The organism is bacterium, from assembly GCA_016716565.1.
Classification (GTDB): domain Bacteria; phylum Bacteroidota; class Ignavibacteria; order Ignavibacteriales; family Ignavibacteriaceae; genus IGN2.
The window spans coordinates 562,388-571,734 of sequence record JADJWC010000004.1; the positions used below are offsets into that span (position 1 = coordinate 562,388).

The window sequence follows — 9,347 nt, forward strand, 5'->3', positions numbered from 1 at the left end:
ATTCCACCAAAATTTATTATTCAAACAAACGAACAATAAAATACATTTGCAAATACACTGAGATAAAGCCAAATAGTATACCAGCTATCACCTGTGCAGATGTGTGCACTTTCAATTGAATCCTAGACCATCCAACTAATAGAACTATAATTGAGAATATTAAAGCTATCGGTCCGAAAGCATACGTCACTGCAGCCAATGGACCTGCAGCACCCATGGCATGCGCACTGATTTTCCAGTATTTGTTAATTAAGATTGTAACTAACGTATTGGAAATATAACAAAACCAAAATGCGATTGAAATAATATGAACATTAAAGTTTATCAGCAGGATCAGTCCAATTAAATAAAATCCGACTGAGATTACAAATGGTACTGTTCTTTCTTCCTTTATAGACGCATCAAGGTCAACAATTTTTTTCGCTTTCGAAGAACAACAAATAAAATGATCGGTGCCGCAAATCCTAACAAGACGCAACCAGAATTGTGACCATTATTTTCAAAGATTCTGTTTCAATTGTAAAAGCAAAGATTGTGGAAAACGATTATGGTAAATGAAGGGAGGGACAAAGAGAGTTGAGATGAACCTTGCAAGCTTTTCTGTTTTTCTTTTGTCATTTCCCACTTATTTGAGCATCTTTAATGAATTTGATTGAGACCCTACTGAAACGAATTCAGAGTAACAATTAGATTAGCATTACTCAAAGCTGATCAACCTCCTTTTCAACGAGTCCAGATACTTCAGCACATCTTCAACGGCGATATATTCAATATAATTCAGTCAGCTCAGCGTATCCTTGCGTTATACAATCCTTTCTCTGATAACCGGCATAGAACTTTCGATGCTCAATCTACCTCTTCTTTCTCCTTTAACTTTAATAGCAAGTTTAAGATGTTTAAGGCCAGGTTTTATTCTCATCTCCTCATCAACAATGGTTGTAATATTTCCTGGTTGATAGAAGTTCTTTTGCTTCTTTAAAATCCACGGATTACCAATTGCACCTCGTGCAATCATCACTCCATCAGCACCAGTTTCATCAAAAGCTCTTTTTACGTCTTGTGCAGATCTCCGTTAAGGAAAACCGGAAGACTTACTACTTCTTTGACTTTCGGAATCCAAGCCCAATCTGCATCGCCACTATGACCAACTTTCCTCGTTCTGCAATGGACAGTCAATGCTGGCTCACCGGCATCTTCCATTCTCTTGCTACTTCAAGAATCTGGATACTGTTTTCATCCCAGCCCAATCTTGTTTTTACAGTTACTGGTAATGAAGTCGAGTCCACAACTTCTCTAACTAGTTCTTGCATATATGGAGGATCTTTTAGAAATGCAGAACCAGCTCCACATCCGACAACATTCTTTACCCAACAGCCCGCATTAATATCAATCAAATCCAGGATTTTCTGCCTCTGCAATTTTAGCAACACCACCATTGATTCAATATTTGCACCGTAAATCTGAATTCCAACTGGACTTTCCTCATCAGTATTTTAGCTTCTGATGGGTTTTTGTTAGCACGCACTAATCCTTCGGAGTTACAAATTCAGTGTAAACAATATCAGCACCAGTTCCTGCAAACCAGACGAAATGTCTGTCACATCCTCCATTGGTGCGAGCAGAATGGATTTATCTATTTTTATGCTGTTGATTTTGAGCATTTAGTAAAAATATCCACAATTCGGAATAAGGATTAGATTTAAATTCTTGCCAGAAAGAAATTGATGTAAACTTAATAATTAAATAAATAATTACTCTGTTCTCTTATTGCTCTTATTTCAAAAGAATAATCTTCTTTGTAGTCAAATATTCGCCACTACGAAGGTGGCAGAAATAGATTCCACTTGGCAAACCAATTGCATCAAAGATAATCTCATAGTCCTCTCTCCCTGCTCTTGATTAATAGATTTTCCTTCCCTACCCAGTATCATGAATAGTTATTTGGACAGTTGGAAATGAAGGGGACTTTATAAATAAACTTAATGGAAGAATTAAATGGATTGGGATAGGCATCTGAAAGATAGAATTCATTTATTGACAAATTTTCCTCTTCTACATACGATAAATGATTAATAATTACAGTTTTTTGAAAGGATAGTAAATTTCTGGCGTAATACGTTTATGCCTAAACTGATAAGAAAATGCCAATGTTCCAAATGAATAGTAAGAAAAATTATCTGTGCAAGTTAGAGAACTTACTCTGACCCGGGACACCACAAATATCGTATCCAAGCCAATTTTCATCAATCAAATCAAGAATCCCGTAATTATAATAAAGCGTATCACCATTAAATATTCTTGTAGTATCACAAACATCAGGTATCATGGGGTAACTAATTTTATGCAATACATTATTCATAAAAAATTCATCATCTTTTTGATATGCTATTCCTACCCATCCTGTATTAATACCAATATTATCCGCTAATTTTATTAATGCAATATCAATTGAATACCAACCAAATAGGTTAGATTTGAAAGTGATATATTCTATTCCATACTTTTACCAAATATTTGACTTTCAATTCCATTGTCATAAGCTGGAAAAACCCAAATACTGTCCGGAAAATTAGTGTGTGAGTTGTATCAAACTTCCTACACAATGGCAACCTGTAAGCACATAACTTGGAGCAACCATAATCCCAGAACATAGCTGAAATAATGTATCATTTTGGCTCCGATAAAGTTTAACTGCTGTTCTTGACGGGTAGTTATTAGTAGCATATAAATATTGTAATGGTGAATAATCAGTAAATCCAGAATTATTGTAAGTACTATCTGGTGGTTCAAGTTCATAAAAATCGCGTCCCGGGTAACTGCCATAGTTCCAACCAGATTGTTCGAATTCTTTTGTAGTGTCAATTGTAACGAGCGGATAGTAAAATATTTGATGTGTAACTGTATTATAGTTAATCAAGGTATCTTGCTGCGAAAAACCAGATTGAAAAATTAATATTACCAATAAAATAATAGTCTTGTTAATTTTTATGTTGTGATTTTGTGCATCAGATTATTTTTTACTTTAATCAATTATAATAAAATTTATCTTCATCGGTATATAAATAATTGAGGCTATAGCAATCAGAACATAAGTTAAAATACTCCTTTAACGCTATCAGTTATTAATTAAATCATTCTTTTGGCATTCCCTTTTCACTTATAAGCTTTTTAAACAAAGACACAGCTTTCTCGGTTTTATCAAATGTTGCAAGATGATTTTCAAAATCATCCATAGTCATTATCTTTCCGATGAAAGTCTGGTAGATATCTCTCAAAAATAACTTCCAGTTTTCAAGGCCCATTTCTTCTGCTAAAAGATTTAATACATATGGTCCTTTTCCATATAGTATTAGTCCTTTTTCTTTCGTATTTGGCATATCGACATCAAGAATCGGGATATCCCTCTCACTCCCTGCAAATTCTTTATATTTATCAAGTGGTTTAAGTAATGCATTGTTAAATGCTTCTTCTCCTTCGCTATCTCTTACGAACATTAGTCTAAGATAATGAGGCAAAGAAATTGTGAAAAAGAAAAAACCTGGCTCGCTAATATCCGCAAATACACCAGATGTAAACCACTGTTGGGCAATCGTAAGAATCAACTGCTCCTTGAAACCCTTGTTTATGATTTCAAGGATTATTATGCCAATTGTTAACAAACCACTACCAACATTAACTCCTCCAAAATCAGTGACAACAAAATATATTAGTTGCTCTCTTGCGTAAGGACCAATCGTTTTACTAAAGTAATTAAGAATGCTATCTGCCTGATTTAACATATTAATTATTAAAGTTGAATCTATCTCTCTTGAATAAAGTTCTAATTTGTTTTTTAGAAGAAAACTCTGTATGCTGATATGATTCGTTTCTGAAAACTACCAGTGGCATTTGAAAACCGGTTTTTCACATTCATAAATAAAAACAGAATCTCCTGTATCCACTTTGTCCAATTAATTACCTGATGATAACACACTATAACCCTCAGGTACTTTCGCACTTCAACTTATAAGTAAAAATCTGGTTTATAATTAATGGATACCATCGATGACCGCGATCAAGAAGTAACAGCGTATCATTCATCTCGTCGATTTCAAATGAGTAATTGAATCTTATTTCTAAGTCTATCATTTTGAAATATTGACTCCGTTTTTAACAACAATGAATCTTTCCCGTTGAAATTGAAAGAAAGGAAGCCATTCATTTCCATCTTTGTATGAAATTGAATTCACTTGATAGGATGAATTAAAGAGAAACTGGATTTCATCTGCATCATTGTTCTTTCGTAAGCCACAAACCAAATTGACTTGAATTGATTTTTCAATGAATGAAACTTTGGTTTCAATGAATAATTTTTGACGATAACATTTGATGCACTGGTGAGATTTGAAAAGATTGAGTAACAGAAGAAAAATAAGATAGGCGTTAAATTTTCATTAGAGGAACCCCATAAGTGATTTATAAATAACTGAACAAATTTCTCTATTTAATTACTCTAAATCAACAAATTAGATCAAAGCTTATTTATAAATCATCAAGCAGTTTATAATACTATCATTAACTACTTAAAACGATTTTTTTGGTAACTAAAACATCGTAAAATAAAAACTACAAACATAAATGCAGCCCCAGTTAAAAACGGAAACGGATATCCCAAAAACTCAAATGCAAACCTCCCCACAAAGGACCCATAACTCTCGCTAATGCTGATCAGGATTGATTTACACCAAGTGTAACTCCCTGCTCCTCATTCCGGAGTTACATCAGAAATCAAACTTAGTAAAGTTGGCTGCAGCATACCAGTACCCAATCGTAAAGAAATCCCAGAGATTAAAGCAAGACCTAGAAAATTTCCTCCATAAGGAATGAGTCCAAGTCAATACTGATAATCAATAAACTTACTTTTAAAATATTTTTTTCGTCATCATCTTATCGATATGACCTATCAATCCTCCTTGCACAATTGCTGAAACTAATCCCGTTATTCCGAATAAGTATCCGTTTTGCAATTCAGTTAGTCCGTAAACCTGGATTCCAAGAAGTGCAAATGTTCCGTAAATATTTGCGAATGAAAATATTAGAATGAAAAACAGAACAATAAATATTGCTCTGCTTGGTTCACTAAATACTTTCTTAAAGCTGCTATGTCTAACAATTTTCTTCTCGTGAGAATTGATTCGATCTGTCGTCTTCGCTCTTCTTCAATGACTCTGGTAGAAATATCATCGTAACAATAAAAGCAGCTATTGAAAATCCACAACAACCAAACCAGTGATCATATAACCATATTCGGCGAGGGAAAACCACCGATGAGCGGACCAAAACAAATCCCAAACCAGCTGAACCGATCAGTCCCATTCCCTTAGATCGTGTTTCTTTTGTTGTAACATCTGCGATGTATGCCTGTGCAACAGCGATACTGCTTCCACCAATACCGGCTATTATTCTGCTGAAAAGAAGCATAATGTATGAGTGAGTGAAAGCAAAAATCACGTAGCCAATAGCGTTAATAAAAAGACAAGCTACGATTACCGGTTTTCTTCCGTGCTTGTCAGAATATTTTCCTAATATGGGATTGAACAAGAATTGAATAAACGAATATGCTGCAATCGCAATTCCAATTGCTGCTTCATCAACTCCGAGTTCTTTAACTGCAAATGATGGTAAAATTGGTATTAGAATTCCAAATCCAGAAGATCAATGAATACTGTTATAAATATTAATGCGAGTGCAGATTTATTTTCAAAATATTTATTCCGGTATTTTCCCAATCATTCAAAAATCAATTCGATGGCATTACTTGTTTGTTCAGCCCAGAAATACCCAATTCTGATAAGCAAGACGAGCATCACCATTTTCATCATATAATCCAGTGTATCCTTCCAGACTTTGTAGAGATCATCTGGAGAACCATTGCCTGCCATAATGCATCATAATCACGGAGAACAAAATTCACAACAAATCTCAGATCATTTTCTTCGGCTTTATTCAGCATTAAAGTTAAATACTGATTTTGCTTTTGCGGGGTTCCGTTCAGAACAATAGTCCCTCCATAAACTGTTATTGAATCAGCAGCATAACCTGTTTCGCAAATTGCAATTGGCTTGGTCAAGTGTGAAAATATTTTATCGAACATATCGATGGAATTGTATCGCACAAAAAACTTGTAAAATAAGGATAGAGTGAAACTCCACAGTAATCAGTAAAATTTGTTATATCATTGAGAACCTGCATCTGCTGAGAGTGATTTGGAGTTTGTGTAACCATCTACAAGATCCATTTCCGGTAAACGAAACAAATATTGGAAAGTCCCGGATCAGTATTTTTAACTGTTGATATACATACTTGTGTAAATCAAATATTTGTCCCACAATTCCGGTGCTTGAACCATTAAAAGATTTACTTCAATACCTATCACAAAATAATCGGGTTTAAAATAATCCATTATGCGAACACAATAATTGAAATAAGCCTGTTTGACATCAGGATGATTGAATGATATAGTATCCCATGGTGGAGGCAGTGGCAAATCACCTGTTTCAGCTTTGTAGGGCGCCAATCCATCCCTTAAAAATTTTATTGGAGTAACTGAAAGCAGAATTTATGTGAAGCAGGTGTCCGCGATAACCTGTATTGCCAATCGTTCATAATATTGATGTGAAAATCTGCACGCTCAAAGCTTCGGGCCATGGTATTCCGTCATCAAAATGATGAGATATAAGATCTGCGTCAGTAGCTAGTTTGTCATGCATAATCACTGCTGCACTACTGATATCGTAAGGAAAGGTGAAACCCCATCTCAAAAAGCTTCTTGTTGCCTGCGGAGGAGGATCGACAATAGGATTTTCTTCTTTAGTACAGCTTACCGATGAAAGAATAATTAAACCAAACCTAGTAAAATAATAGATACGTTTCATTCCACTGGTACTTAATTTTAGAATTTTGTTGAGTGATTTATGAATAACTCTTTTAGTATCGTTAAAAGGTTAACAAACTAGTACTATCATACTCGGTCATAGATAATAATAAGTGGAATCATCTAGAATTCTGAGATGGTAAAATAATATATTCTCTTCCTTTTTCTGTTTGACCTCTGAATACCCACGTTGGCAGATAATTAACTTCACTAATATAGATGGAATCTGTAAATATGTTTTTTGATATTTCCAGTTTTATGATAACACCCGCATCAGAATAACGCCACCTTTGATTTGAAATAAAATTTCCCATAGAATAAGCAGCAAATCCTGAATCAATTTTACTTTCAGTTTTAAAAATATCTACCGGTTGAATTACGTGCGGATGTCCGCCAATAATTATATCAGCTCCAAATGAAATAATTTTCTTCACAATATCTTTTTGGTAATCACTTGGTTCTCTATGTTTGTATTCGGACCATAATGCAAGTGAACAACAACTATATCCACTCCCTTTTCTGCTTTTGTAATATCGTTTCGGATTAATTCTTCATCAATCAGATTTATTATGAAATCTTTCCTTTAGGAATAAGGCAGACCGTTTGTGTTTTCACTATATGCAAAATTGCGAATGTAATCGAGTTTATTTTAAAATTTTTAATCGAATCTCTGTCTTCCTTGGATAAAAAGTTCCGGTTGAATGAATTTTATATTCATTCATTACCTCAATAGTTCTTTTAACTCCTTCCCAGCCCTGATCCAGTGCATAGTTATTTGCAGTAATGAGAAAATCAAATCCTGCATAACTGAAACTTATGTTAAAATCATCAGGTGCGTTAAAATATGGATAACCACTGTAGCCTTTATTTTTGCAAGCTACTACTGTTTCAAGATTTCCGACTGTTAAGTCTGCGGCGGAAAGATATTGTTTAACTTCTCTGTAAACACCTGTGAAATCGAAAGTATCGACTCCGACCTTTGCATAATTAGAATTGAGTTGAATGGCACATCAGATCACCAACGAAGCAAAGTGATGCAAGTGCTGTCGAATCTTTTTGGAAGTAAATTCAGCTTTATCCAGTTCATTGTGATTGAAAAAGAAATGCTGAAAAGTTACAGTTACACTAAAGCTATAATTGCTAATTTTTCATTTGTTAAGGTTGAATATAAACAGCAAAATCATAAATATTATTGATTTACATAAAAAGGCTGGATCAATTTCTTAACCCAGCCCTCCAAATGACAAAGAAGAAGCTGGAAGGAAATTATCCTTTAGCAGCTTTTTCTCTGAGCTTTTACATCCTGCACGTCTTTGCGCACATCCTGGCAAGTTTTTCTTAAATCACTTAAGCCTTTTCTTACTTGTGCCTGACGCGGATTGTCCTTTCTCATAATTTATGAAAATCGGTTTCCAATCCTTGTACGAGAACTGAACCAATTGATTGAATTTATCCATTGTTACCTCCATCATTTGTGGTTGATATATAGTTAGTTAGATCTTTCCAAGTATAATTTCCGCAATGTCTTTTACTTTGACTTCTTCAGTTTTTCAAAATGTTTTATTCCATCAGTCATCATTGTCATACAAAACGGACAAGCAGATACAATTATTATCGGCTCCAGTTGCGGAAGTGCTTCATAGTTCTTTCTTCATTGATCCTTCCTCCTTCATCATCTTTAAGAAACATTCTTCCGCCACCTGCCCGCAGCAAAATCTAATACTTTATTTCTTTTCATCTCAATTAAATTAATTCCATCGACTGCCGTAAGACTTTTTCTTGGTGCGTAGTAAACTTCATTATATCTTCCTAAGTAGCAGGAATCGTGATAAGTCATATCATTCTTTGCATCATTCTTCAAAAGTAATTTTCTTTGAAGAAATCACATTTCATCAATTAATTCTGTGTGATGAAATACTTCAAAGTGTCCGCCAAATTGCTTATACTCATTTTTGTGAATGATAACAATGAGGACAGGCAGTAACAATTTTCTGGACTTTGTAGTGATTAAGAGTTTCAGCGATTTCCATCATGAACATCTGTGCGAGATATTCATTGCCAAGTCTTCTTGCTGTATCACCGTTACATTTTTCCTGTGTTCCGAGAATTCTAAATTCGATTCCGGCTTTTTGCATTAGTTTCGAAAATGCAACAGAACTTTTTATATCATCGTACGAACCAGCGCAGCCAACCCAAAATAAATATTCGCAGTTTGAGTCTTCGGCCAATGTTTTTACTCCAAGTCCTTCAGCCCAGTTTGCTCTGTCTGCAGGATTGAAAGCCCAGGGAGTAAAATTGGTTTCAAGACTTTTGAAAACATTATTCAATCCTGAGGGAAACTGCGACTCCCGTTAAAACAAAGGTTCGCCTCATATCGACAATGCTGTCAAGATGCTCCAATCATTACAGGACATTCCTGAATACAAGCCATACA

General features: G+C 34.7%; 13 protein-coding genes and 3 pseudogenes. 1 reads left to right on the forward strand and 15 read right to left on the reverse strand.

Annotated features, from left to right (window positions below; genetic code table 11):
* Positions 1 to 16: 16 nt before the first annotated feature.
* From IPM14_18055 to IPM14_18115, 13 genes and pseudogenes are all read right to left on the reverse strand, one after another.
* A complete protein-coding gene (locus IPM14_18055; GenBank protein ID MBK9099959.1) occupies positions 17 to 478 on the reverse strand; it encodes a phosphatase PAP2 family protein in 462 nt (153 codons plus the stop codon).
* A 324-nt stretch (positions 479 to 802) separates the two neighbouring features.
* A pseudogene (locus tag IPM14_18060) lies at positions 803 to 1,066 on the reverse strand (tRNA-dihydrouridine synthase).
* The gene (locus IPM14_18065; GenBank protein MBK9099960.1) at positions 1,051 to 1,200 is read right to left on the reverse strand and encodes a tRNA-dihydrouridine synthase; all 150 of its coding nucleotides are present in this window, start codon (positions 1,198 to 1,200) and stop codon (positions 1,051 to 1,053) included. The pseudogene IPM14_18060 and the gene IPM14_18065 overlap by 16 nt, the downstream one beginning before the upstream one ends.
* Complete coding sequence (locus IPM14_18070) at positions 1,173 to 1,466, reverse strand: tRNA-dihydrouridine synthase (protein MBK9099961.1); 294 nt, start codon at positions 1,464 to 1,466, stop codon at positions 1,173 to 1,175. Before IPM14_18070 ends, IPM14_18065 begins: the two co-directional genes overlap by 28 nt.
* A 707-nt stretch (positions 1,467 to 2,173) precedes the next feature.
* Complete coding sequence (locus IPM14_18075; protein MBK9099962.1) at positions 2,174 to 2,359, reverse strand: hypothetical protein; 186 nt, start codon at positions 2,357 to 2,359, stop codon at positions 2,174 to 2,176.
* 210 nt (positions 2,360 to 2,569) lie between these two features.
* Positions 2,570 to 2,917 (reverse strand): hypothetical protein, encoded by a 348-nt coding sequence (locus IPM14_18080; protein MBK9099963.1) that lies wholly within the window; start codon positions 2,915 to 2,917, stop codon positions 2,570 to 2,572.
* A 214-nt stretch (positions 2,918 to 3,131) separates the two neighbouring features.
* Positions 3,132 to 3,779 carry a hypothetical protein gene (locus IPM14_18085; GenBank protein ID MBK9099964.1) on the reverse strand — a complete coding sequence of 216 codons (648 nt, stop codon included), beginning with the start codon at positions 3,777 to 3,779 and terminating at the stop codon, positions 3,132 to 3,134.
* A 1,366-nt stretch (positions 3,780 to 5,145) separates the two neighbouring features.
* Positions 5,146 to 5,679, reverse strand: coding sequence for an MFS transporter (locus IPM14_18090; protein MBK9099965.1), 534 nt, complete (start codon positions 5,677 to 5,679; stop codon positions 5,146 to 5,148).
* Between the two features lie 178 nt (positions 5,680 to 5,857).
* Entirely contained in the window at positions 5,858 to 6,154 is a 297-nt protein-coding gene (locus IPM14_18095; GenBank protein ID MBK9099966.1) for a hypothetical protein, read from the reverse strand.
* Positions 6,155 to 6,322: 168 nt separating this feature from the next.
* The gene (locus tag IPM14_18100; protein MBK9099967.1) at positions 6,323 to 6,556 is read right to left on the reverse strand and encodes a hypothetical protein; all 234 of its coding nucleotides are present in this window, start codon (positions 6,554 to 6,556) and stop codon (positions 6,323 to 6,325) included.
* A gap of 85 nt (positions 6,557 to 6,641) precedes the next feature.
* The gene (locus IPM14_18105) at positions 6,642 to 6,914 is read right to left on the reverse strand and encodes a hypothetical protein (GenBank protein ID MBK9099968.1); all 273 of its coding nucleotides are present in this window, start codon (positions 6,912 to 6,914) and stop codon (positions 6,642 to 6,644) included.
* A 118-nt stretch (positions 6,915 to 7,032) separates the two neighbouring features.
* Positions 7,033 to 7,461, reverse strand: coding sequence for a CapA family protein (locus IPM14_18110; protein ID MBK9099969.1), 429 nt, complete (start codon positions 7,459 to 7,461; stop codon positions 7,033 to 7,035).
* Between the two features lie 96 nt (positions 7,462 to 7,557).
* Complete coding sequence (locus IPM14_18115; protein ID MBK9099970.1) at positions 7,558 to 7,917, reverse strand: CapA family protein; 360 nt, start codon at positions 7,915 to 7,917, stop codon at positions 7,558 to 7,560.
* On the opposite strand from IPM14_18115, the gene IPM14_18120 reads away from it, so the two are divergent.
* Positions 7,840 to 8,109: a hypothetical protein gene (locus IPM14_18120; GenBank protein MBK9099971.1), complete on the forward strand. Its 270-nt coding sequence runs from the start codon at positions 7,840 to 7,842 to the stop codon at positions 8,107 to 8,109. The two genes, IPM14_18115 and IPM14_18120, sit on opposite strands and share 78 nt — an antisense overlap.
* Positions 8,110 to 8,186: 77 nt before the next feature.
* On the opposite strand, the pseudogene IPM14_18125 reads toward IPM14_18120, so the two are convergent.
* Both IPM14_18125 and IPM14_18130 read right to left on the reverse strand, forming a co-directional pair.
* Positions 8,187 to 8,362 (reverse strand): annotated as a pseudogene (locus IPM14_18125) (histone H1).
* Between the two features lie 44 nt (positions 8,363 to 8,406).
* A pseudogene (locus IPM14_18130) lies at positions 8,407 to 9,141 on the reverse strand ((Fe-S)-binding protein).
* Positions 9,142 to 9,347 lie beyond the last annotated feature (206 nt).

Excerpts from the sequence above, each read along its gene's own strand:
- IPM14_18085 (MBK9099964.1), bottom strand. The coding sequence starts at position 3,779 with ATGTTAAATCAGGCAGATAGCATTCTTAATTACTTTAGTAAAACGATT.
- IPM14_18075 (MBK9099962.1), bottom strand. The coding sequence starts at position 2,359 with ATGAATAATGTATTGCATAAAATTAGTTACCCCATGATACCTGATGTT.
- IPM14_18105 (MBK9099968.1), bottom strand. The coding sequence starts at position 6,914 with ATGAAACGTATCTATTATTTTACTAGGTTTGGTTTAATTATTCTTTCA.
- IPM14_18065 (MBK9099960.1), bottom strand. The coding sequence starts at position 1,200 with ATGGAAGATGCCGGTGAGCCAGCATTGACTGTCCATTGCAGAACGAGG.